Annotated in this window: 18 protein-coding genes; 5 read left to right on the top strand and 13 right to left on the bottom strand. The window is 66.6% G+C overall.

Features of this window, described 5'->3' with window-relative positions; translation table 11 throughout:
- Positions 1-3: 3 nt before the first annotated feature.
- The 10 genes from ACFIMZ_RS22385 to ACFIMZ_RS22340 all read right to left on the bottom strand — a co-directional run bounded on the left by ACFIMZ_RS22385 (position 4) and on the right by ACFIMZ_RS22340 (position 12,430).
- Positions 4-867 carry a glycine betaine ABC transporter substrate-binding protein gene (locus tag ACFIMZ_RS22385; protein WP_431824498.1) on the bottom strand — a complete coding sequence of 288 codons (864 nt, stop codon included), beginning with the start codon at positions 865-867 and terminating at the stop codon, positions 4-6.
- A 116-nt stretch (positions 868-983) separates the two neighbouring features.
- Complete coding sequence (locus ACFIMZ_RS22380; protein WP_431824497.1) at positions 984-2,135, bottom strand: FAD-binding oxidoreductase; 1,152 nt, start codon at positions 2,133-2,135, stop codon at positions 984-986.
- Between the two features lie 34 nt (positions 2,136-2,169).
- Positions 2,170-3,411, bottom strand: a complete 1,242-nt coding sequence (locus ACFIMZ_RS22375; RefSeq protein ID WP_431824496.1) for an aromatic ring-hydroxylating oxygenase subunit alpha — start codon at positions 3,409-3,411, stop codon at positions 2,170-2,172.
- Positions 3,412-3,463: 52 nt separating this feature from the next.
- Positions 3,464-4,249 (bottom strand): electron transfer flavoprotein subunit beta/FixA family protein, encoded by a 786-nt coding sequence (locus tag ACFIMZ_RS22370; protein ID WP_431824495.1) that lies wholly within the window; start codon positions 4,247-4,249, stop codon positions 3,464-3,466.
- Positions 4,246-5,415, bottom strand: coding sequence for an electron transfer flavoprotein subunit alpha/FixB family protein (locus tag ACFIMZ_RS22365; protein WP_431824494.1), 1,170 nt, complete (start codon positions 5,413-5,415; stop codon positions 4,246-4,248). The genes ACFIMZ_RS22370 and ACFIMZ_RS22365 overlap by 4 nt, the downstream gene beginning before the upstream one ends.
- 4 nt (positions 5,416-5,419) lie before the next feature.
- Positions 5,420-7,345, bottom strand: coding sequence for a (Fe-S)-binding protein (locus ACFIMZ_RS22360; protein WP_431824493.1), 1,926 nt, complete (start codon positions 7,343-7,345; stop codon positions 5,420-5,422).
- A 4-nt stretch (positions 7,346-7,349) separates the two neighbouring features.
- Positions 7,350-9,413, bottom strand: coding sequence for an FAD-dependent oxidoreductase (locus ACFIMZ_RS22355; protein ID WP_431824492.1), 2,064 nt, complete (start codon positions 9,411-9,413; stop codon positions 7,350-7,352).
- Between the two features lie 61 nt (positions 9,414-9,474).
- Positions 9,475-10,008 (bottom strand): DUF5943 domain-containing protein, encoded by a 534-nt coding sequence (locus ACFIMZ_RS22350; RefSeq protein WP_431824491.1) that lies wholly within the window; start codon positions 10,006-10,008, stop codon positions 9,475-9,477.
- Between the two features lie 142 nt (positions 10,009-10,150).
- Complete coding sequence (locus tag ACFIMZ_RS22345; RefSeq protein WP_431824490.1) at positions 10,151-11,122, bottom strand: dipeptidase; 972 nt, start codon at positions 11,120-11,122, stop codon at positions 10,151-10,153.
- A gap of 33 nt (positions 11,123-11,155) precedes the next feature.
- Entirely contained in the window at positions 11,156-12,430 is a 1,275-nt protein-coding gene (locus tag ACFIMZ_RS22340; RefSeq protein ID WP_431824489.1) for a serine hydroxymethyltransferase, read from the bottom strand.
- Between the two features lie 80 nt (positions 12,431-12,510).
- On the opposite strand from ACFIMZ_RS22340, the gene ACFIMZ_RS22335 reads away from it, so the two are divergent.
- Complete coding sequence (locus ACFIMZ_RS22335; RefSeq protein WP_431824488.1) at positions 12,511-12,771, top strand: hypothetical protein; 261 nt, start codon at positions 12,511-12,513, stop codon at positions 12,769-12,771.
- 107 nt (positions 12,772-12,878) lie between these two features.
- The gene (locus ACFIMZ_RS22330; protein WP_431824487.1) at positions 12,879-13,901 is read left to right on the top strand and encodes a GlxA family transcriptional regulator; all 1,023 of its coding nucleotides are present in this window, start codon (positions 12,879-12,881) and stop codon (positions 13,899-13,901) included.
- Between the two features lie 64 nt (positions 13,902-13,965).
- Here ACFIMZ_RS22330 and ACFIMZ_RS22325 read toward each other — a convergent pair whose 3' ends face one another.
- Positions 13,966-15,378, bottom strand: coding sequence for a discoidin domain-containing protein (locus ACFIMZ_RS22325; protein WP_431824486.1), 1,413 nt, complete (start codon positions 15,376-15,378; stop codon positions 13,966-13,968).
- A 271-nt stretch (positions 15,379-15,649) separates the two neighbouring features.
- Here ACFIMZ_RS22325 and ACFIMZ_RS22320 point away from each other — a divergent pair, with 271 nt between their 5' ends.
- The 3 genes from ACFIMZ_RS22320 (at position 15,650) to ACFIMZ_RS22310 (ending at position 19,162) form a co-directional block, all read left to right on the top strand.
- Entirely contained in the window at positions 15,650-17,071 is a 1,422-nt protein-coding gene (locus tag ACFIMZ_RS22320) for a PLP-dependent aminotransferase family protein (protein ID WP_431824485.1), read from the top strand.
- Between the two features lie 203 nt (positions 17,072-17,274).
- On the top strand, positions 17,275-18,297 hold the full coding sequence (locus ACFIMZ_RS22315; protein ID WP_431824484.1) for a class I fructose-bisphosphate aldolase: 1,023 nt from the start codon (positions 17,275-17,277) through the stop codon (positions 18,295-18,297).
- 55 nt (positions 18,298-18,352) lie between these two features.
- Complete coding sequence (locus tag ACFIMZ_RS22310; protein ID WP_431824483.1) at positions 18,353-19,162, top strand: hypothetical protein; 810 nt, start codon at positions 18,353-18,355, stop codon at positions 19,160-19,162.
- Positions 19,163-19,233: 71 nt separating this feature from the next.
- Here the strand turns inward: ACFIMZ_RS22310 and fdhA are convergent, their stop codons facing one another.
- Together fdhA and ACFIMZ_RS22300 are read right to left on the bottom strand one after the other, a co-directional pair.
- Positions 19,234-20,430, bottom strand: a complete 1,197-nt coding sequence (fdhA, locus tag ACFIMZ_RS22305) for a formaldehyde dehydrogenase, glutathione-independent (protein WP_431824482.1) — start codon at positions 20,428-20,430, stop codon at positions 19,234-19,236.
- Between the two features lie 752 nt (positions 20,431-21,182).
- Positions 21,183-22,802, bottom strand: coding sequence for a GMC family oxidoreductase (locus ACFIMZ_RS22300; RefSeq protein WP_431824481.1), 1,620 nt, complete (start codon positions 22,800-22,802; stop codon positions 21,183-21,185).
- Positions 22,803-22,830: the final 28 nt, after the last annotated feature.

Raw genomic sequence — 22,830 nt, 5'->3', positions numbered from 1 at the left:
GAATTACTGAGCGCCCTCCGTCCACGCATTCACGCGGTCCGCGTGGGCCGCGATCCACTCATCGGCGGCGGCGCCCGGCTTCGAGCCGCTCTGGATCGCCAGCATCACGCTGTCGATTTCACCGGGCTTCCACTGGAATTTCTTCAGGAACGCGACCACCGGTTTCGCCTTCGTTTCGAGGGTCGGGTTCGCGACACTGTCGACGTGCTCCGCTCCGCCGAAGACCTTCTTCGGATCGTCGAGGAAGCGCAGCTTCCACTTCGCGAACATCCAGTGCGGCGCCCAGCCGGTCACGATCACGGGTTTGTTCGCATTGACCGATCGGGCCAGCTCGGCCGTCATCGCGCTGCCCGAACTCGGCATCAGCGAATAGTTGAGGCCGTAGTTCTTGATCGCGTCGTCGGTCTTGCGCATCACGCCGGCGCCCGCGTCGATACCGACGATGCGGCCGCCGAAGTCGCCCTTCTCCGCGTTCAGGTCGTCGATGCTCTTCGCCTTCACGTACGCGGGCACGATCAGGCCGATCTTCGCGTCGGTGAAGTTCGCGCCCAGATCGACGACCTTGGCCTTGTACTGATCCCAGTACGCGCCGTGCGTGGCCGGCAGCCACGCGGACAGCGTCGCGTCGAGGTCGCCGCGCGCGACGCCCTGCCACATCACGCCGGCCGCGACCGGCACGAGCTGCACCTGGTAGCCCAGCTTCTTCTCGATGATGCGCGCGGCGACGTTCGACGTCGCGACGCTGTCATCCCAGCCTTCGACATAGCCGATCTTCAGCGTCGGCTTCGTGTCCGCGAGTGCGGACGCGCTCAACGCCACCATCGCCGACAACGCGCCGGTCCACAACAGTTTTCCGAAGAATTTCATGGTCGATCTCCATTGAATCGGGCGCGAATGCCCCTGTGCCTCTCTAGGTTCTTCAACCACAATTCCGCGGTATCGTTGTTTTCCGACGCGCGCTTGTCCGGTCGCGACGCCGGTGGCTACTTGTCGATCACGAGGTCCGTCAGCGGCTTGCTGCAGCACAGCAGCACCATCCCCTGATCGATCTCGCGCTGGCGAATCCCGCCGTTGTGCTTCATCTCCACCTGCCCGGACACGAGCTTCACCTTGCAGGTGCCGCACATGCCCTGCGTGCACGACGCCGGCAGCCGCACGCCCGACTGGCGGGCCGCATCCAGCACGTGCTGCGCCGAGCCGCAGGCGATCTCGCGGTTGCTCTTCGCGAAGCTGACGGTGAACTGCGTCGCCGCGTCACCGTCCGCGCCATCCGCGGCGGGTGCGAGATCGGCGAGCAGTTCGTCGCTCGCGGTCTGCGCGAGCGTCTCGAACGAGAAACTTTCCTCGTGATACTGCTTGCGGTCGAACCCGGCTTCGTCGAGCAGGTCGCGCACGGCCTTCATGTACGGCGCCGGGCCGCACGTGAAGATCTCGCGCTCCATGAAATCCGGCGCGATCAGCTTCAGCAGCGACAACGACAGGAAGCCCGTCACGCCCGGCCAGCTGGTGCGCGCGCCGACCCGCTCGACGACGAACGACGTGCGGAAGTTCGTGTGGTTCGACGCGATCAGGTCGAGCTCGCGCGCGAAGATGATGTCGTCGGGCGTGCGTGCGCTGTGCACGAACACGATGTCGCGATCCTCGGCGAGATCGTGGTGCGCGCGGCTCATCGACATCAGCGGCGTGATGCCCGAGCCGGCGGACAGGAACAGGTACTTGCGCGCCGGATGCCGCGCGCAGGTGAACTCGCCCGCCGGGCCCAGCACGCGGATCGGCGCGCCCGGCTGCAGGTTGTCGTGCAGCCAGTTCGACACCTTGCCGCCCGGCACGCGCTTGACCGTGATCGAGATCGTGTGCGGCCGCGCGGGCGACGACGAAATCGTGTAGCAGCGGTTGATCGTCTCGCCGTCGATGTCGAGCTCGAGCGTGATGAACTGCCCGGGCTCGAACGAGAACGCACGGCCCTGCGGCGAACGGAAGAAAAAGCTCTTCACGTCGTGCGTTTCCTGCCGCACCTGGCAGCACACCAGCGTTTCCTCGACGTCGCTCGTCCAGCGCTCGGGGAGCGCGTTCCAGAACGCCGGGCGCGTCACCCGGCTGTCGGTCGGCTCGAAATTCGCCGCATCTCGCATCATGTCTTGCTCCGCTTGTACGCTTCTGTGCTTTTTGCTATTCGCCGATCTTCTCGGCGAGCCGGCCGATGTACCAGGCCGCGAACTTCTCGACGAGCCCTTCGGTGTACGGCGAGTACGGGCCCGGCTCGTACGCGCTGCTCGTCGCGCCGCGCTGCGAGTACTCGACGAGCGCGCGATCCTGGTCGTTGGTCGCGTTCCACACGGCCGTGAGGTTCTTCACGTCGTAGTCGATGCCTTCCTTCGCATCCTTGTGCACGAGCCACTTGGTGCGCACGAGCGTCTTGCCGGCCGACAGCGGAATCACCGAGAACGTGACGATGTGGTCGCTCATGAAGTGGTGCCACGAGTTCGGCTGCGTCCAGAACGACAGGCCGCCGAGATCGGCCTGGCTGAAATCGCCCAGCAGCTTCTTCGACGCGACCTTCGCGTCGAGCGTCTGGGATTCGCCGCTGCGGTCGAGCGGCAGGCGCTGCGTGCGGAACCCGGTCACGTCGAGCAACCGTTCGACCTCGGCGGACGGCAAGCCCATCTCGGCCCACTCCTTCCCTCGCCGGATGCACGTCTCCGCAAACGCGTCCATGCCGTCGGCGTTGGCGTCGGAGCGCTGATAGCCAAACCCGTATTCGTACAGCGAGATCGTCAGCTCCGGATGGTTCGCGACGCAGTGATAGCACTCGCGGTTGTTCTCCATCGTGAGCTTCCAGTTGCCTTCCTCGATGATGTCGATCTGCGCGGCGATCTTCGCGTTCGGCAGGTCATGCGGCAGCAGGTACGGCTCCATCGTCGCGCGCAGCTGCGCGAAGTCGGCCGGCGGCTCGTCCGCGAGGCAGACGAAGATCAGGCCCGCGAGGTTCTCGACGTGCACCTGCTTCAGGCTGTGCTTGCAGCGGTCGAACTGCTCGCCCATGTGCTCGGCGAACATCAGCTGGCCGGTCAGGTTGTAGGTCCAGCTGTGGTACGGGCAGACGATATTGCCGACTGACCCTTTGTCCTCGTTGCACAGCCGTGCGCCGCGATGGCGGCAGACGTTGTGGAACGCCCGCACTTCCATGTCGTCGTCGCGCACGATCAGGATCGAATCGTTCCCCAGTTGCACGGTCACGTAGTCGCCCGGCTCGGGCACGTCCGGCTCGACCGCCACCTGGATCCAGTGCCGGCGGAAGATCGCCTCCATGTCGAGCCCGAAAATCTCGTCGCTCGTATAGAACGGCGCTTCCAGGCTGTAGCCTTCCTTGCGCCGCTCGATCAATGCACGAATGTCTGCCGTTACTTTCATCGTTTGCTCCGGATTCCTTGCATCCCTGGGTTCTTGCCGACAGGCATCAAAATCAGTAGTCGATGAGCTGATGCTCGCGCAAATACGCGAGGATCACTTGTGCTTTTTCGACCGAACTCCCTTCATTTACGACGTTCCCGCCACGGCTTTCGGTGGTGGTCGCCGACAGCATCCGGGCATGCCCGGAGCGCTTCTCGGCGGCGGCCAGCTTCACCGGCTTGCGTTCGATCGCGCCGACCGCCCACGCGGCAGCGCCGGCGTCCGCGCCGGGCGACACGCGCACCGGGCGCACGCTGCCCGCCTTCAGCCGCGCATACGCGTAGCGTGGCTGCGCGTTCGCGAGCGGATGCACGGCGACGACGGCCGGCAGCGCGGCGTCCACGCGCCGGCGCAGCCCTTTCGGCAAGAATTGCCGAACCGTCGCGCGGCCGGCGTCGATCGTCACGTCGACGGCCGAGCCGACGAGCGGATAGCCGAGCGCCGCGGCGACGCGATACGGCAGCATCCCGGTGTCGTACGCGCCCTCGGCGCGCGTGCCGGTCAGCACGAGGTCGTAGCCTTCCACGCGCGCGGCGAGCGCCTGTGCGACATCATCGCCGTCGCGGCAGGTCAGCACCTCGACCTCGCGTGCGCCGAGCGCCAGGTATTCGGCGAGCGCCGGCGTGATCGGGTCGCCCGCGTGGATCACGTCGAGCTGCGAGTGATGGCGTTCGGCCAGCGTGCGGCCGAGCTCGAGCGCGGCCGCGTCGTTGCGGCTGTAGCGCAGCGCGCCGCTGACCGGATGCCGGCCGACCGACACCAGCACCGCGATGCGCTTCAACAGTCGGGGGGCGTTCATGCTGCGACTCCTTCCGGTTGACGGGCGCCGGCCGCCGCCGGCGATGCGCCGCGCGCGTCCCGCGCGGCCTGGACCTGCTCGATCAGCGCGGCGATCGTCGCCTGCGCGTCGCCGACCACCGTCAGGTTCGCGCGCTTCGCGATCGGCGCGCTGCCGTCGAGGTTCACCGCGATCACGTGGCGGCAGTCCTTGATGCCCTGCAGGTGCTGCACCGCGCCCGAAATCCCGAACGCGATGTAGACGCTCGCGTCGACCGTCTTGCCGGTCGCGCCGACCTGCTTGTCGCGCGTGAAGTGACCGTTGTCGACCGCGACGCGGCTCGCGCCGATCGCCGCGCCGAACGCGCCGGCGAGCCGCTCGAACGCGCCGATGTCGGTCACGCCGTTACCGGCCGACACGATGAAATCGGCTTCCTCGAGCGCGACCTGCGCGGCGTCGATTTCCTCGAGACCGAGATCGCGATACGGCTGCGCGACGTCGGCGGCCGGGCGGATGAAGTCGCCGGCAAGGCGCTCGCCCGCGCCGACGAACGGCAGCTTCGGGTCCACCGCGTTCGGCGCGAGCAGGATCACGTCCGGCAGCGCGCGGGTCGCGAACGCGCGGTTCGCCTGCGCATACGCGCCGACGTGGCGCGCGTCGAGCTCGACCACGTGGGTCGCGACGCTCGCGCCGGCCGCCGCCGCATGGCGCCGGCCGAGATCGCCGTCGCCGGTCGCGTTGTCGGGCACGAACACGTGCTTCGGCGCGAGCGCCGCGACGCATGCCTGCAACGCCTGCAATTCGCTTTCGGGCGCGAACGCGCGGCGATCGAAGCCGGTCAGCTCGATCAGCTTGTCGACGCCGAGTTCGGCCGCGTCGTCCTTCAGTTCGCCGAACACCAGCAGCGCGACTTCGGTTTGCGCGTCGGCCAGCAACGCGGCGGCGGCGATTGCCTGGCGCGCATGGTCGTCGAGCGCGCCGCGCTCGCTGTGCGCCACCGCGAGCAGCACGTGCTTCGGGTCCTGCACCGCGCGGCGCGGCTTCGCGGCCGCACCGCCATGCGCGTGCGCGGCCCAGTGCGCGGCGCTCGCGTCCGCGCTGCCGGTCTCGCCGAGCGTGATGCGCTTCAGGCCCGCCGCCGTGATGATGAACGGCCGGCGCGGATCGATTCGTTTGATCGTATTCATCGACTCACTCCAGCGACGCAGCAACGAGTTCGGCCACGTCCAGCACGTCGGGGCGCGGGCCCACGACGCCTTCGAGCATTGCCGTGCAGTTCGGGCAGGCCACCGCGACCACGTCCGCGCCGATCGTGCGCGCGTCGGCGATGCGGATGTCGGGAATGCGCTGCTTGCCGGGGATGTCGGTCAGCGGCGCGCCGCCGCCACCGCCGCAGCAGCGGCCGCGCATGCCGTTGCGCTCCATCTCGACGACCTGGATGCCGATCGTCTTCAACAGCTTGCGCGGCGCGTCCGTCTCGCCGTTGTAGCGGCCGAGGTAGCACGGGTCGTGATAGGTGGTGCGCTTCTCGCTCAGCGCGTCGACCGCCTTCGGCGAAATCCTGCCGCTGTCGGCGAGCTCGGCGAGATAGGTCGTGTGATGCTTGACCGTCACGCGCAGGCCGAGCGCGCGGTATTCGTTGCGCAGGCTGTGCATCACGTGCGGATCGGCCGTGACGATCTGCTTGTACGACAGCGTCGACAGCGTGCCGATCAGGCGCTTCGCGAGCTGCTGGAAGGTCGCCTCGTCGCCCAGGCGCCGCGCGACGTCACCCGTGTCCGTTTCGCCGCCGCCGAGCACCGCGTAGTCGACGCCCGCCTTGTTCAGCACCTTGACGAGCGCGCGCAGCGTGCGCTGGTAGCGCATGTCGAACGCGCCCTCGCCCGCGACGAACAGCACATCGACCGGCCGGCCCGGCTGCGCGACCGGCGCGTTCAGGTCCACCGACCAGTCGTAGCGCGCGGCCGTGTCGTAGCCGCCCATCGTGCCCGTCTCGCGCAGGTTCGCAAGCACGTCCGCGCCCTTGCCCGGCACCGTGCCGTGCACGAGCGTCCGGTTGCGGCGCATGTCGACGATCGCGTCGACGTGCTCGATCAGCATCGGGCACTCCTGCACGCAGGCACGGCAGGTCGTGCACGACCACAGCGTCTGCTCCTCGATCAGCCCCGACACGATCGGGCCGTTCGGCTCGCCGCGATGCTGGCCAACCGCGATGCCCGGCGTCGGGCTGCCCGCGTATGCGGCGTCGCTGCCGCCCGCCATCCCGACGACGAGATCCTGAATCAGCTTCTTCGGGTTCAGCGGCTGGCCCGATGCGAACGCCGGGCACGCGGCTTCGCACTTGCCGCACTGCACGCACGCATCGAAGCTCAAGAGCTGGTTCCAGCGGAACTCGACCGGCTTCGCGACGCCGTATTCCTGCTGCTCGATGTCGGGCAGCTTCAGTGCGGTGGGCGGCGTGGCCGTGCCGTTGCCGGTGAACGATTCACGCGTCGCCGCGAAACGCTCCTGACGGGGGTGGAACGCGAGATGCAGCAGGCCCGCGATCGCGTGCTTCATCGGGCCACCCTTCGCGGCGCCGAACGTCATCGCGAATGCGCCGATGCCGATCAGCACCGCGCAGAGCACCGCGAACGCGCCGGACATCGCGCCGGCCGGCACCAGCATGTACAGCGTGAGGCCGAGCGCGAACGAGCCGAGCAGCCACGGCAGCGTATTCCACGGGCCTTTAGACAGCCGCGCCGGCACGTTCTTCGCGTGACGGCGGCGCCATACGAACACCGCGCCGACCAGCATCGCGAGCGCCGCGAGAAAGATCAGCTTGTCGAGCCACGGCGAGTAGATCGCGAGGCCGTAGTTGACGAACACCAGCGCGAGCGCGCCGATCGCGCCGCCCGCGGTCGCGACGTGCGTCTTCGCGATGTACGGGTCGCGCGCGACCACGTGGTGCAGGTCGACGAAGTAGCGCTTCGGGATCGCGAACAGGTTCGCGACGCCGAACGCACCGGGCGCGGTCGCCCGCCCGAGACGCCAGTAGGACGAGCGTTTCGCGACCGCGAACGCGAGCCCGGCCACCGACAGCCACAGCAGTGCGGTAATGAGGAAGGACGGATTCATGGCGTCAGAAATCCTTCACGAGACGCAGCGAGTCGTAGATCGCGCCGTGGACGTTGTGCATCGAGATGCAGTCGCCGACACGGAACAGCAGGAAACGGCCGTTGCCGAGCTCTTCCGACAGGCACGGCTGCGGCTCGGCCGCAAACAGCGTGTGCGGATCGATCTGGCCGCGGTTCAGCGATTCCGGCTTGAGCTTCCAGTACAGCTCGTCGTTCGGCGACGAACCGTTCTCGATCACCACCTGGTCGACGGCGCGCTCTTCCAGTTCCTCCGTGTACTCGTTGCGCAGCACGGCGATCTTCTTGCCGTCTTCTTCATAGACGCGATCGAGCATCGTATTCGGCGTAGGGATCACGCCAAACGCATACAGGCGGCGATAGAAGATCGGGAACGTCGTGCCGCCGCAATCGTCGGCCACCTTCACGTCGGGCGTGACGACCTCGACCTTCGAGCCGCGGCTCGCCATGAAGTCGGCCACGCCCGCGCCCGCATGGGTGCTCACGCCGTCGAACAGCAGCACGTTCTGCTTCGGCTCGACCTTGCCGGTCAGGATGTCCCACGAGCTGACGGCCAGGCCCTCGGCCACGCCCCAGCCCGGCACCTGCCAGGTGAAGCTCGAGCCGCCCGTCGCGAGCACGACGATGTCCGGCTTCTCGGCCATGATCATCTTCTCGTCGGCGGCCACGGCGAGGCGGCGGTCGACGCCCAGGCGCTTGGTTTCCATGTCGAACCAGCGGATGATCCCCGACATCTGTTCGCGCTGCGGCGCCTTCGCGGCGATCATCACCTGCCCGCCCACTTCCGCGTTCTTCTCGAACAGCACGACGTCGTGGCCACGCAGCTTCGCGACGCGCGCCGCCTCGAGGCCCGCCGGGCCGGCGCCCACCACCACCACCTTGCGCTTCGGGCCGCGCGACTTCTCGATGACGTGCGGCATCGTCGCTTCGCGCGAGGTTGCCGCGTTCTGGATGCAGAGCACGTCGAGGCCGTTGTACTGGCGATCGATGCAGTAGTTCGCGCCGACGCACTGCTTGATTTCGTCCTCGCGGCCGTCGCGGATCTTGATCACCATGTGCGGATCGGCGATCTGCGCACGCGTCATGCCGACCAGGTCGATCATGCCGCTGGCGAGCAGGCGCTCGGCCTGGCCCGCGTCGCGGATGCTCTGCGCGTGCATCACGGGAATCTTCACCACCGACTTGATGCCGGCCGCGAGGTGCACGAACGGCTCCGGCGGCAGCGCCATCGGCGGCATGCAGTTCGCGATCGTGTTGTGCGTATCGCCGCCCGAACCGACCACGCTCAGGTAGTCGATCAGGCCCGTCTCCGACATCGCCTGCGCGATTTCCTTCAGCGCCTCGTGATCGAGGCCGTCCTCGTGGAATTCGTCGCCGCACATGCGCAGGCCGACGCAGAAATCCTTGCCGACCGCCTCGCGCACCGCCGTCAGCACTTCGATGCCGAAGCGCAGGCGGTTCTCGAGGCTGCCGCCCCATTCGTCGGTGCGATGGTTCGAGCGCTTGCTCCAGAACTGGTCGATCAGGTGCTGGTGGGCGGCCGAGATTTCGATGCCGTCCATGCCGGCGGCCTGCACGCGCTTCGCTGCCGCCGCGAAATCGCCGATGATGCGACGGATTTCCTCGATCTCGATGATCTTCGCGTTGCCCCGGTGCACGGGTTCGCGCACGCCCGACGGCGACATCAGGTGCGGCCAGTGCTCGCCATGGAACGACGAGCGGCGGCCCATGTGCGTCGCCTGGATCATGATCTTCGCGCCGTGCTTGTGCATCGTGTCGGCGAGGCGCGTGAGCGGATCGATGATCTTGTCATTCGACAGGTTCACCGATTTCCACCAGCCCTGCGGGCTGTCGATCGACACCGGGCTCGATCCGCCGCAAATCGCGAGGCCGACGCCACCCTTCGCCTTTTCTTCGTAATAGCGGATGTAGCGGTCGCCCGGCAGGCCGCCCGGCTCGGCATACACTTCCGCGTGGGCGGTGCTGACGATCCGGTTGCGCAGCGTCAGCTGGTTCAGCTGCATGGGTTTGAACAGGTGGGGATAACGCATCGCTGGCGACCTCTGGCGTTCGTGTGTCTCGTGTTGCGGGTGTTGTTCTGCGTCTGCCGTGTCAGTGAGCGATCGGCGACACTTCGAAGACGCAGTGGTCGTGGTGCTCGGCCGCGCACTGCACTTCCTTCGATTGCGCGCGCGGCGCGCCCTTGCCGTCCGGCGTCGTGTCGTTGACCCAGTCCATCGCGCCGGCGAACCAGCCGGCGAACATGTAGCAGAGCTTGCCTTCCTTGCCGGGCTGCTGGAGCACGAACGACGAGTGGCGCAGCTCGATCTTCGCGCGCGCGCTGGCCGGATCGGCCTCGATGATCGAGAACAGCCCCCAGCCGCGCTGCGACAGGCGCTTCAGGTAGTGCTCGAACACCGCCATGCCGGTCAGGCCGTGCAGCTTCGCTTCCTTGTCGCACCAGTGGTACGCGGACTTGTAGCCGGCCTTGTAGAGGATCTCGGCATACGCGTCGACGCCGAGCGCTTCCTCGACGGCGACGTGGTTGTTCGTGAAGAAGTGGCGCGGCACGTACAGCATCGGCAGCGCGTCGGTGGTCCAGACGCCGGTATCGGGATCGACGTTGATCGGCAGTTGCGGTTGCATCGTGGTGACTCCGTGAGGAAAATTCGCCGCGCGCCGCCTTCTCGCAGGCGCGACATCGTCCGCGCGCCCGCGCGGCTTGCGCGGGCACGTCCCGATTTTTCTAGTGTTGAATCGCTGGAAGCCGTCCGGCTCGACGTGGCGCTTACGCGCCCCACACATCCTTGAACACGCGCACCCAGTTCTCGCCCATGATCTTGCGAATGCGCGATTCCTTCCAGCCGGCGCGCTCCATCGCCGCGGTCAGGTTCGGGAATTCGCCGATCGTGCGGATGCCGTCAGGGTTGATCACCTTGCCGAAGTTGGTCAGCTGGCGATAGCGGCCCTTGTCGTGCGTCAGCATGTCGAAGAATTCCTTCGCGTAGTCCTGCGTGAAATCCGTGCCGATGCCGACCGCGTCCTCGCCGATCAGGTTCACGACGTAGTCGATCGCCTCGATGTAGTCGTCGATCGTCGCTTCGATCCCGCGCTTCAGGAACGGCGCGAACATCGTCACGCCGACGAAGCCGCCCGCATCGGCGATCTCCTTCAGCTGCGCGTCGCTCTTGTTGCGCGGATGCTCCTTCAGGCCCGACGGCAGGCAGTGCGAATAGCACACCGGCTTCTTCGAGAACGCGATCGCCTCCGACGACGTGTTGCCGCCCACATGCGACAGGTCGACCATGATGCCGACCCGGTTCATCTCGGTGATCACTTCGCGGCCGAAGTCCGACAGCCCGCCGTCGCGCTCGTAGCAGCCGGTGCCGACCAGGTTCTGCGTGTTGTAGCAGAGCTGCACGACGCGCACGCCCATGTCGGCGAACGCTTCGATATAGCCGATGTTGTCCTCGAACGCATGTGCGTTCTGGAAGCCGAGGATCACGCCGGTCTTGTCTTCCTGCTTCGCGCGGAAAATGTCGTCCGTCGTGCGCACCAGCGTCAGCAGCTCGCTGTTGTCGCGGATCTTCTTCTTCATCACGCCGATGTTGTCGACGGTCTTCGTGAAGTTCTCCCACACCGACACCGTGCAGTTCGCGGCCGTGATGCCGCCCTTGCGCATGTCTTCGAACACCGGCTTCTCGAACTTCGAGATGTTCAGCCCGTCGATGATGATGCTGTCCTGATGCAACGTGCTCATATCTGCCTCTCGTTCCAGTCTCGTCGGTGTCGATCAGTAAATCGGGAAGCGCTCGCAGAGCGCGAAGATCTCGCGGCGCACGCGCTGCTCGGTGGCGTGGTCGCCTTCCGGGTTCGCGCGCAGCGCGTCGAACACCTCGAGGATCAGGCGGCCGATCTCGCGGAACTCCGCGACGCCGAAGCCGCGCGTCGTGCCGGCCGGCGTGCCGAGGCGGATGCCCGACGTGACGGTCGGCTTCTCGGTGTCGAACGGGATGCCGTTCTTGTTGCAGGTGATGCCCGCGCGTTCGAGCGCCTGCTCGACCTGCGCGCCCTTCAGGCCCTTCGGCCGCAGGTCGACGAGCAGCAGGTGGTTGTCGGTGCCGCCGGTGACGAGATCGACGCCGCCCGCCTTCAGCACTTCGCCGAGCGCCTGTGCGTTCGCGAGCACGTGGTCGATGTAGGTCTTGAAGTCCGCATGCAGCACTTCGCCGAACGCGACGGCCTTGCCGGCGATCACGTGCATCAGCGGGCCGCCCTGCAGGCCGGGGAACACGGCCGAGTTGATCTTCTTCGCGATCTCCTCGTCGTTGGTCAGCACGAAGCCGCCGCGCGGGCCGCGCAGCGTCTTGTGCGTGGTCGACGTGACGACGTGCGCGTGCTCGACCGGGTTCGCATGGCGGCCCGCGGCGATCACGCCCGCGATGTGCGCCATGTCGACCATCAGCTTCGCGCCGACGCTGTCGGCGATCGCGCGGAAGCGCGCGAAGTCGAGCTTGCGCGGGTAGGCCGAGAAGCCGGCGATGATCAGGTTCGGCTTGTGCTGGTGAGCCAGCTCCTCGACCTGGTCGTAGTCGATCAGCATCGTGTCGCGGTTCACGCCGTACTGCACCGCGTTGAACCACTTGCCCGACAGCGCCGGCTTCGCGCCGTGCGTCAGGTGGCCGCCCGCGTCGAGCGACATGCCGAGCACCGTGTCGCCCGGCTTCGCGAGCGCAAGCATCACCGAGCCGTTCGCCTGCGCGCCCGAGTGCGGCTGCACGTTCGCATACCCGGCGTTGAAGATCTGCTTCACGCGCTCGATCGCGAGCGCCTCGACTTCATCGGCGAATTCACAGCCGCCGTAGTAACGCTTGCCCGGATACCCTTCCGCATACTTGTTGGTCAGCACCGAGCCCTGCGCTTCGAGCACCGCGCGCGACACGATGTTTTCCGACGCGATCAGCTCGACCTGCGACTGCTGCCGCTCGAGTTCCTTCAGGATGGCGCTGCGGACCGGCGCGTCGCGCTCGGCAAGGGGCTGCGAGAAGAAAGGCTGGGTGTTCGACATAGAGCATCCGTGACGAAGAATTGTGGGGCTGCGATCAACGCGTAAGGCCCGCCACGCCTGGTTTTCAGCGTGTCCAGCACATGGCTGCCGACGGCTCTATTCTTGTCGTTCGGATTTTCGGTCGATTGATGAATTTAGACGCGTTCTTTGCCTTTTCCGCCATTCGCGTCCGTTTTATACAAGTGATCGGTCGTGCTTTTTCGGATCGCCAAGCATCGCCGCCGCAGCGCGCCAACGGCCGGCAGGCACTGCGGCGGTGCCTCCGCCGCCCGCCGCGGGTGCAGCCGGTCACGGATTCGGTGCAGTGCAGCAAAGCGCTTGAGCCAAATCAACGTATGTAGCTAGGGTTTAGCCGTATGGCACGCTTGTTGCGCTCGCTCACACAATACCGCAGCCCGGTTTATGCCTCGGGTCAAAGCTATTAGTAGAGATTCTAGGAACGCTCCCCATGTCGCCCGACCGCACAGCGTCGCTGTCTCATTTCGCGTTCATGCCGTTGCCCAACTTCACGATGATTGCGTTCACGAATGCGATCGAGGTGCTTCGGATGGCGAATTACCTGAGCGGCCAGCCGATCTACCGCTGGTCGGTCATCAGCCCGGAAGGCGGCCCGGTCACGGCGAGCAACGGCCTGACCGTCGACACCGGCCCGGCCGAATGCGCGGGGCAGCCGGACATCGTGTTCGTATGCGGCGGCGTCGACGTGCAGCGCTCGACCAGCGCGGCGCACCTGTCGACGCTGCGCCGCTTCGCGCGTTCGGGCATTCCGCTCGGCAGCCTGTGCACGGGCACCTATGCGCTCGCGAAGTCGGGCCTGCTCGCGGGCTACGCGTGCGCGATCCACTGGGAGAACATGTCCGCGCTGAAGGAAGAGTTTCCCGATACGCGCTTCCTGAAGGAGCTGTTCGTGATCGATCGCGACCGCATCACGTGCACGGGCGGCGTCGCGCCGCTCGACATGATGCTGAACCTGATCGCCGCGCGCGTCGGCACCGCGCGCGTCACGCAGATCGCCGAGCAGTTCATCGTCGAGCACGTGCGCGACACGAGCGCGCAGCAGCGGATGCCGCTCGTCGCGCGGCTCGGCTCGGCCAACAAATCGCTGTTCGAAGTGATCTCGCTGATGGAGAACAACATCGAGGAGCCGCTGTCGCGCGAGGAGCTCGCGCGGCTCGCGAACATGTCTCAGCGGCAACTGCAGCGGCTGTTCCGCGAGCATCTCGGCATGACGCCGACGCACTACTACCTGACGCTGCGGCTGCGCCGCGCGCGCGAGCTGCTGCTGCAGACCGACATGTCGATCATGCACATCACGATGGCGTGCGGGTTCCAGTCGGCGTGCCATTTCAGCAAGAGCTACCGCGACGCGTTCGGCGTCGCGCCGACGCGGGAGCGCCGCAAGCAGGTCGCGCCGCTCGCGCAGGGCGCGGGCGGCGGTTCGATCCCGACGCTCGCGATGATGCATGCGTGACGCCTGCATCGCATGACGTAAAAAAAGCGACCCGTCGGGTCGCTTTTTCGTTTCCGGCGGACGCTCAGTACCCCCACACCTGCATTTCGTCGAGCGAGTAGCCCCACGGCGTCGCGCGCTTCGTGCCGTACATCCGCACGTAGCGGCCGTGGCCGTTGAGATTCGGGATCGCGACATGACCGTACGCCACGCCGTTGTTCGTCGAGTAGATCGTCGTCCAGTTCACGTTGTCGTTCGACGTCTGGATCTGGTAGACGAGCGCGCCGGCGTCCCAGTAGAGATCGATGCCGTTGATGGTCTTCACGGCCCCGAGATCCACGGAGATCCATTGCGGATCGACGCCGGCGCCCTCCGGCGAATCCCAGCGCGTGCTGGTGGTGTTGCCGTCGAATGCCTTGTCCGGCGTCAGCGACGCGTTGTAGCTGGCCGACGCGGCGGCGGGACGCCCTTGCGACAGCAGCGTGGTCTGGCCGGCGGCCGGACCGCCGTAGTAGCTCGACCCGAGCTTGGCCTTCGTCGTGTCGGCGTTCACGCCGAACTGCGACAGGCTCCAGCGCTGGCCGGTCGTCACGTCGCCCACGTAGAGCTGATAGCCGCCGGCCGTCGTCGACGAGAAGAACAGGTAGTTCGTGCCGCTCACCGGCGCCGGGTCGGAGTTGTTGCTGATGCAGTCGTTGAGCGCCAGCTGGTTCGGCGTCGACGCCGGGTCCGCGGTCTTCGCATAGATCTGGTCGAGCTGGCTCGTGTCCTTCCAGCGCGCGTAGAACACCATGCCGTCCGCGCGCACGATCGGATAGTAGGTCTGCAGGCCCGCCGGCTGATCGAACACGGCCGTGACGCCGGTGGCGATCGTGCGCTTCATCAGGCCCATGTTCGCGCCCGTGCCGGTGGCGTAGTAGACGGCGCTCGCGTCCGGCGCGAGAAACGGCATCGAATACTCGGCGCCGGCCGGCGCGTTCGTCAGGCTCACGACCGACGTGAACACTGGGCCCGCGCTCGTATACGACAGCGTCGCCTGCTTGACGTCACCGTTCTGCTTGAACACGAGGGTCTTGCCGTCCGCGCTGAATTTCGGGTCTTCGTTGCGGGTGGCGCCCGTGCTGTTCGTCATGTTGATCGGCGGATTGCCGGTGCCGAGCTGAACCATGAACACGTTCCATGCGCCGTTCATGATGCCCATGAACGCGAGCCACTTGCCGTCGGGGCTGAACACGGCGTTCATCGGATCGGTGATGCCCCACGCGCTCTTGCTCAGCTGGGTCAGCGTGTGCGCCGCGAAGTCATAGAGGAACAGCTGGCTCGTGCCGTCGCCGTAGTTGACGTAGCTGTGATAGACGAGCTTGCCCGTCAGCGCGCTCGGAAACGACGCGTTGGACTGGGCCGGAGGATTGCTGATGCAGGCCGCTTCGGCCGCGCCGCCGGACAGGCTGAGGGCGATACCGGCCACAAGGCCCGCGACGAGGGTCTTCGATTTCACGCTGGGGGTTCCTGGGTGGAAGATGGAGACGCCGGCAGACAAAGCCCCGCGCAGACACGCAAGACCACGGATCAGCCGTCGTGCAGCGTGAATTCCGTACGGATTGGACACCGGATGAAAAGAGGTGCCGAGAGGATGCCCGCGAACTGGGCAAATGAAAAGGATCAGAGCCTTGAAAAAACAAGCGGATCAGATATGAGGACCAGATGGTGCGCAGCGTGTGCCGTGCTACTCTTTTTTTCAGCGAGGCACGGATCGGCCGAGGACACGCATGAAGCGATACGCGGCGCTGGCGCAGACGATAGCCGATTCCATTCGGCGCGGCGACCTGGTGCCCGGTGCGCGCATCCCGACCATTCGTGACGCCAGCAAGGCGTTCAAGGTCAGCCCGACGACCGTGTTCCGCGCCTATTACCTGCTCGAGAGCGAGGGCCTGATCGTCGCGCGAACGCGCTCCGGCTATTTCGTTTCGGATGTCGGAGGCAAGCGCGCGCGCCCGGGCCACGGCCCGCCGCGCAAGACGCCCGCTGCACGCAGCGGCGTCGACGATGCGCTCGTCAGGCTCGTGGATTCCATCAAGGATCAGGACATTGTTCAGCTGGGTTCGGCGTTCGCCAGCTATTCGCTGTTCCCGATGAGCAGCCTGTGGCGCTGCGTCACTTCGGTGGCGCGCAACATGAATCGCACGCGGCTGCTGTCCGGCTTTCCGCCCGGAGACGAAGGGCTGCGCCGGCAGATTGCGTTGCGGTACCTGATCGCGGGCGCGGCGTTGCCGATGGACGAAATCGTCGTCACGACCGGCGCGCTGGAGGCGCTGACGCTGAGCCTGCAGGCGCTGACGCGCCCGGGGGAACTGGTCGCGATCGAGCGTCCGGCCTTCCACGCGGTGTTGCAGGCAGTGCAGCGCCTGCATCTGAAGGCAGTCGAAATCCCGGTCGATCCGCGCACGGGGCTCGATCTCGACGCACTTGCCGAAGCGCTCGACCAGCATCCGATTCGTGCCTGCTGGCTCATGACGTCGTTCCACAACCCGACCGGCGCGACGTTGTCCGACGAGCGCAAGCGCGCGCTGATCGACCTGCTCGCCGCGCATCAGGTGCCGCTGATCGAAGACGACGTCTACAGCGAACTGTATTTCGGGTCCACGCCGATGCGCCCCGCGAAACTGTACGACGATAGCGGGCTCGTGCTCCATTGCGGCTCGTTTTCGAAATGCCTCGCGCCGGGTTTCCGCATCGGCTGGGTCGCGGCCGGGCGTTACGTGCATCAGATCCGGCAGGCGAAATGCGTCGCTGCGCCGTCGGCCGACGTGCCGGCGCAACTGGCGATTTCGAGCTATCTGCAGGACGGCGGATACGACCGCTTTCTGCGCAAGCTGCGGCGCAATCTCGCCGCGCATCAGGAACAGATGCTCGCCGCGGTGCGCGCGTATTTTCCGCAGGGGACCGAAGTGTGTGCCCCGCTTGGCGGCTATTTCCTGTGGATCGAACTGCCGCCGCGCGTGGATGCGCTGCGCCTGTTCGGCGCCGCGATGGAGAACGGCATCAGCATTGCGCCCGGGCCGATCTTTTCCGCGACGGGCGGATTCCGTCGTTACGTCCGGCTCAACTATGGCCGCCCGTGGACGCCCGCCATCGAGGACGCGATGCGGACCATCGGCGCGCTCGCGGCCCGGCAGCGGCACGCGCGCTAGCACGAGACATGCCTTTCGCGGGCGCGTCAATCACAATCGTCACGCGCCTTGCGTTCTGGTCGACGCGCGACAAAAAATGAAGATCGGAACGCCGACGTGGCGACGCGCAACGTGCAGCCAATCCGTCCGCATGCCGGATCACGGACGCAACCGTCCGACCCGCACCCGCGTGGCGCCGCATCGCGGTCTTCACGGAGGATCAGATGAGCATCGACAGCGAACTCCAGGCGACGATCGACGCACTCGTGCAGGACGGCAAGGGCTTGCTGGCCGCCGACGAAAGCGGCCCGACCATCGCGAAGCGCTTCAGGACGATTGCGGTCGAATCAACTGAGGAGAACCGCCGCGCGTGGCGCAGCCTGTTGCTGTCGACGCCGGGCCTCGGCGAATTCATCAGCGGCGTCATCCTGTATGACGAGACGCTGGGACAACGCGCGGACGACGGCACGCCGTTGCCCGAATTCGCCGAGCGCCAGCAGATCGTGCCCGGCATCAAGGTCGACGCGGGCAAGATACCGCTCGCGCACGCGCCCGGCGACGAAATCACGCAAGGGCTGGACGGGCTCGCGGCACGCGTCGACGGCTACAAGCGGCAAGGCGCGCGTTTCGCGAAATGGCGCGCGGTGTACAACGTGTCCGACACGCTGCCGAGCCGCCTCGCGATCGAGGCGAACGCCGAGTCGCTGGCACGCTATGCGGCGATCTGCCAGGAAGCCGGCGTCGTGCCGATCGTCGAGCCGGAAGTGCTGATCGACGGCGATCATTCGATCGCGCGTTGCGCGGCCGTGACCGACGCGGTGCTGCACGCGGTGTTCGACGCGCTGCATCGGCATCGGGTCGTGCTGGCGCACATGCTGCTCAAGCCGAGCATGGTCGTCCCGGGCAAGGAGAACGCGGCACGGCCGGCGCCCGCCGAGATCGCCGACGCGACGGTCCGTCTGTTGCGCGGCGTCGTGCCGGCCGAAGTCCCCGGCATCTTCTTCCTGTCCGGCGGGCAGACGCCCGAGGAAGCGACGGCCAATCTCGACGCGATGAATCGTCTCTCCGGACGGCCGTGGCTGTTGAGCTTTTCCTATGGACGCGCGCTGCAGGAGCCGCCGCTTGCAGCCTGGAAGGGACAGGCGGCCAATGTGCGCGACGCGCAGCAAGCGCTGCTCCTGCGCGCGCGCCTGAACGGTGCGGCCTGTCGCGGTCGGTACGACGCTGCGATGGAGCGCGCGGCATGAATGGATTCGGGCAGATTTCGTTCAGTCAGTCGAGCGGATCTGTCCTCGTCGAACGATGCGAGTCCTGCCCAACCGGAAAGTCATCGCGCGCGACACCCTGACGGGTGCGCTGAACGCGCATGCCAGATCGCGACAGGCGCCCTGCTACCGCTGCAGACAGTGCGGCTTCGTCGCTTTCCGCGCGCTCGAGCACTGCCCCGTATGCGGGATGTGGAACTGGCCGTTCGATGCGCGTGCCGGCAGCCCGGCGCGAACGCCGTTCGACAGCTGGCCCGCGCGCATCGCGCGTTTTCTGCATCACGTCGCCATCCATCAGCCGCGCGCGTCGTCGGCGCCGATGCTCAGCCTCGTGACGCTCGTGCTGGTGTTCGGCGGCTACGTCGCGCTCGACAAGATGTGCCAGACGGACCCCGTCTGCCGCGCACCGGACCTGTCGGGTGCAACGGCGATCATCGGCGGCTTGCGCGCGCCGGCGGACCTGGTCACGCCGCCCGACGATCCAGCGCTGCCGTTGCCGCCGCAGCCCGCCTATCCGTTTCATTCGCTCGACGAAGCAGAGCTCGCGGCCGATGCGGCCGTCGGCCCGGGCGGGGATCAACACGCGGCCCCGACGATCGCTGGCGCGCAGCATGCGAGCGCCGCGCGCACGCCGGGCACGATGATTGCCGCGCGCACGTGCGCGGCCCGTGCCGCACCCGGCTGCGCACGTGCGCATGCCGCGCCAATCCGCACCGCGGAACTGTGGAACAGGCCCTCCCCGACGCATCATGCGCATCCGATCCGCCGCGTCGGCGCGCGCCCCGAGCCGGTACAGCGACAGGCGTCGAACGGGATGGACGTTGCCAGGCTCTATCGCGGGCATTAGGTCCGCATACACGAAGGGCCGGAGCGTTTGACCGCCCCGGCCCCCTTTCGTCTACCGTGCCTTCAGCCGCGTCACGCCGCCAGCAGCCCGTGCGGGTCGATGACGAATTTGCGCGGCGCGCCGCCGTCGAACTTCTTGTAGCCCTCCGGCGCCTGGTCGAGCGAGATCACCGTGACGTTGACGATCTGCGCGATCGGGAGCCGGTCGAACAGGATCGCCTGCATCAGGTTGCGGTTGTACTTCAGCACCGGCGTCTGCCCCGTGAAGAACGAATGCGACTTCGCCCAGCCGAGCCCGAAGCGGATGCTCAGGCTGCCGTGCTGCGCGGCCTTGTCCTTCGCGCCCGGATCGTCGGTCACGTACAGGCCCGGAATGCCGATCGCGCCCGCCGGCCGCGTGATTTCCATCAGCGAGTTCAGCACCGTCGCGGGCGCCTCTTCCGCGTGACCGGACGAGCCGTGGCCGTGCGCTTCGAAGCCGACGCAGTCCACCGCGCAATCGATCTCCGGCGTGCCGAGGATCTGCGCGATCTGCTCGCCGAGCGTCGCGTCCTGCGACAGGTCGACCGTCTCGAAGCCCATCGCCCGCGCGTGCGCGAGACGCTCCGCGTTCATGTCGCCGACGATCGTGACCGCCGCGCCGAGCAGGCGCGCCGACGCGGCCGCCGCCATCCCGACCGGGCCCGCGCCCGCGATGTAGACCGTCGAGCCGGGCTTCACGCCCGCGCTCACCGCGCCGTGATAGCCGGTCGGCAGAATGTCCGACAGGCACGTGAGGTCGCGGATCTTCGCCATCGCCTGGTCGCGGTCGGGGAACTTCAGCAGGTTGAAGTCCGCGTACGGCACCAGCACGTACTCGGCCTGCCCGCCGATCCAGCCGCCCATGTCGACGTAGCCGTATGCGCCGCCCGCGCGCGACGGGTTCACGTTCAGGCACACGCCGGTATGCGTTTCCTTGCACATCGCGCAGCGGCCGCACGCGACGTTGAACGGCACCGACACGAGATCGCCGATCTTCAGCGTCTCGACGTCGCGGCCGACCTCGACCACCTCGCCGGTGATCTCGTGGCCGAGCACGAGCCCGACCGGCGCCGTCGTGCGGCCGCGCACCATGTGCTGGTCCGAGCCGCAGATGTTCGTGCTGACCACCTTCAGGATCACGCCGTGGCCGATCGCGCGGCCGCTGGGGTCGACCATCTTCGGATAGTCGATCTTCTGCACCTCGACCTGGCCCGGCCCAAGATATACGACACCTCGATTGCTGCTCATCGCATTGTCTCCATGTCTCGTTGGATGGCGCTGCCGCGCACGACAGCGTGCCGTTCGAGAGTAGTCCGGGACGCGGGGGGAGCGATGTGCTAAACGCGACATGGGTTTGGTCCGGGCCGACATGGCAGCCGCGGACGCCGGGCGCGCAATGCACTCATGCTCGTCGTTTCCGGCCGGGCCGCGCCAGATAGACGGTCTGATGCGCGAACTCGAACCGTCCGCGCGGGAGGCCCTGTCGGCAGAAGGCCCTCGCCGTGCAGCTGCAAAGCACGTGGCAGGCTTCGAGCGCGGCTTCGGGACCGGTCGTCTGGCAGGCAGCCGAGGTCGCCGCGCCGGTTTTCGCCCCCGACGATCATCGTTCCGGCCTCACCATTAGCCGCATCGCTCGCGATACCGCCTTGCACGCGCTGCTCTTGCCCGACGACTGCAGAGCACACCCTTCGGGCGGCCGGTGGTACCGGACTTGCGGCACAGTGAAGGAGGTCGTTCTTCGTCGCAGGTGGTCAATCTGTAGTCCTAATCGCCAGATTCGATCAGCTCGTCGAAAAAGAGGATGTCTTGGACCATCGCACGCGCCTCCGGGTCGCGTGGACCCACTTGGCCCCGGGTCGCTCGTTCAACTCCACCCGAGGTTTCGACGGACACAATTTCCGTATCGGCGTGGTACCTGGCCGCGTGAGCGATGAGGCCGGAAATTGGCAACGGCTCTGGCATCATTTTTCCAGGCATGAGTATTTCTTTGTGTGAGGTGTTTAGTTCGAAGCCGAGTTTCGGATGAGGTCCGCGGCCTTTTCGGCGATCATGATCGTGGGCGCGTTGGTATTCCCGCTGACCAACGTCGGCATCACGGAAGCGTCGACCACACGCAGGCCTTGGAGACCACGTACCCTGAGTTGCGGATCGACGACGGCCATGTCATCCACACCCATCTTGCAAGTGCCCACAGGGTGGTAGATCGTGTCGGACCGGGAGCGGACGTGCGCCTCCCATTGCGCATCGCTCATGCCCTCGTGTACGCCGAAGAGCTCGCGGTGGCGGTACCGCGCCATCGGCGTGGCCATCAGAATCTCGCGAGTCATCTTGGCCCCCTTGATCAGCGTCCTGAGATCGCGCTCGTCCGACAGGAACCGTGGATCGATGCCGGGGTCGGCCATTGGATCGGCGGACTGCAGAAAAACCTCACCACGCGAGTAAGGGCGCAACGCACACACGTGGCAGGAGAAGCCATAACCCGGGTGCAGCTTTCTGGCGTGGTCATCCACCACCGAAATCACGAAGTGCAACTGGATGTCGGGGCGATCGATTTCCGGAGATGTCCTGAGGAATGCAGCACCTTCTGCGAAAGGTGTGGCGATCATGCCCGTACCATCTTTTGCCCACCGGGCGATATGCCCCATCAGACGAAAGGTTCCGGCCACGCCGATACCGAAGTTATCGGTGTCCTTGCTCTTGAACGAATGAATGAAGTCCAAGTGGTCTTGCAGGTTCTGGCCAACGCCGGGCAGTTCATGAACCATGCGTATGCCATGGTGCGTGATATCGTCTGGCCGACCAACGCCGGAAAGTTGAAGAAGCTGAGGCGAGCCGAAGGCGCCAGCCGATAGAACGACTTCGCGTTTAGCCTTGACTTCCAGGTTCCGGCCGTTACGCCGATACGCGACACCGACAGCGCGTTTCCCGTCAAACAGGATGCGGCTGGCGCGAACCTTGGTCAGCACCGCGAGGTTTGGCCGCAGCTTCAGCACGGGATGGAGATAGGCTGCCGCCGTCGAGCAGCGCTCGCCATTGCGCGCGTGGTCATGGAATTGGGTCACCTGATAGAGACCAACACCTTCGTTGTCGCCGGTGTTGAAGTCCTCGCACAGCGGAATCCCTGCCTCCCGCGCCGCCTCCACGAACGCAAGCGCGATCGGTCGCGGGCTCTTCTGGTTCGAGACGTGCAGCGGCCCATCCGCACCATGGTGAGCGCTGGCACCCCGTTCGTTGTTCTCGGCCCGCTTGAAGTACGGCAGTACTGTCTCCCAGTCCCATCCGTCGCAGCCCAGGTCCGCCCAACCGTCGTAGTCCTCCCGCTGCCCACGCACGTACAGCATGGCGTTGATCGCCGACGAGCCACCCAACGCACGGCCACGAGGCTGATAGCCCGCGCGCCCGTTGAGCCCGGCCTGCGGCACCGTATGAAATGCCCAGTTGTTGATCTTTACACGGCCCGGCAGCATCGCAACCACCGCAGCGGGGGCACGGACAAGAAGACCGTCACCCTGTCCCCCCGCTTCAAGCAGGCAAACCGAGGTCATGGGATCCTCGCTCAGCCGCGCGGCCAGCGTCGCCCCGGCGGACCCGCCGCCCACAATTACATAGTCGAAAACCATCGCCCCTCCTCTCAACCAGGGTCCATAC

The sequence above is a fragment of the Burkholderia sp. F1 genome, from assembly GCF_050813845.1.
GTDB lineage: Bacteria > Pseudomonadota > Gammaproteobacteria > Burkholderiales > Burkholderiaceae > Burkholderia > Burkholderia ubonensis.
Note: the sequence above shows the minus strand (reverse complement) of the source record. Positions and strands in the feature narration are given on the sequence as shown.

What these genes read in the sequence shown, in the direction of transcription:
- ACFIMZ_RS22385 (WP_431824498.1), bottom strand. Translation starts at nt 867, where the DNA reads ATGAAATTCTTCGGAAAACTGTTGTGGACCGGCGCGTTGTCGGCGATG.
- ACFIMZ_RS22380 (WP_431824497.1), bottom strand. Translation starts at nt 2,135, where the DNA reads ATGATGCGAGATGCGGCGAATTTCGAGCCGACCGACAGCCGGGTGACG.
- ACFIMZ_RS22375 (WP_431824496.1), bottom strand. Translation starts at nt 3,411, where the DNA reads ATGAAAGTAACGGCAGACATTCGTGCATTGATCGAGCGGCGCAAGGAA.
- ACFIMZ_RS22370 (WP_431824495.1), bottom strand. Translation starts at nt 4,249, where the DNA reads ATGAACGCCCCCCGACTGTTGAAGCGCATCGCGGTGCTGGTGTCGGTC.
- ACFIMZ_RS22365 (WP_431824494.1), bottom strand. Translation starts at nt 5,415, where the DNA reads ATGAATACGATCAAACGAATCGATCCGCGCCGGCCGTTCATCATCACG.
- ACFIMZ_RS22360 (WP_431824493.1), bottom strand. Translation starts at nt 7,345, where the DNA reads ATGAATCCGTCCTTCCTCATTACCGCACTGCTGTGGCTGTCGGTGGCC.
- ACFIMZ_RS22355 (WP_431824492.1), bottom strand. Translation starts at nt 9,413, where the DNA reads ATGCGTTATCCCCACCTGTTCAAACCCATGCAGCTGAACCAGCTGACG.
- ACFIMZ_RS22350 (WP_431824491.1), bottom strand. Translation starts at nt 10,008, where the DNA reads ATGCAACCGCAACTGCCGATCAACGTCGATCCCGATACCGGCGTCTGG.
- ACFIMZ_RS22345 (WP_431824490.1), bottom strand. Translation starts at nt 11,122, where the DNA reads ATGAGCACGTTGCATCAGGACAGCATCATCATCGACGGGCTGAACATC.
- ACFIMZ_RS22340 (WP_431824489.1), bottom strand. Translation starts at nt 12,430, where the DNA reads ATGTCGAACACCCAGCCTTTCTTCTCGCAGCCCCTTGCCGAGCGCGAC.
- ACFIMZ_RS22335 (WP_431824488.1), top strand. Translation starts at nt 12,511, where the DNA reads ATGGCTGCCGACGGCTCTATTCTTGTCGTTCGGATTTTCGGTCGATTG.
- ACFIMZ_RS22330 (WP_431824487.1), top strand. Translation starts at nt 12,879, where the DNA reads ATGTCGCCCGACCGCACAGCGTCGCTGTCTCATTTCGCGTTCATGCCG.
- ACFIMZ_RS22320 (WP_431824485.1), top strand. Translation starts at nt 15,650, where the DNA reads ATGAAGCGATACGCGGCGCTGGCGCAGACGATAGCCGATTCCATTCGG.
- ACFIMZ_RS22315 (WP_431824484.1), top strand. Translation starts at nt 17,275, where the DNA reads ATGAGCATCGACAGCGAACTCCAGGCGACGATCGACGCACTCGTGCAG.
- ACFIMZ_RS22310 (WP_431824483.1), top strand. Translation starts at nt 18,353, where the DNA reads ATGCGAGTCCTGCCCAACCGGAAAGTCATCGCGCGCGACACCCTGACG.
- fdhA (WP_431824482.1), bottom strand. Translation starts at nt 20,430, where the DNA reads ATGAGCAGCAATCGAGGTGTCGTATATCTTGGGCCGGGCCAGGTCGAG.
- ACFIMZ_RS22300 (WP_431824481.1), bottom strand. Translation starts at nt 22,802, where the DNA reads ATGGTTTTCGACTATGTAATTGTGGGCGGCGGGTCCGCCGGGGCGACG.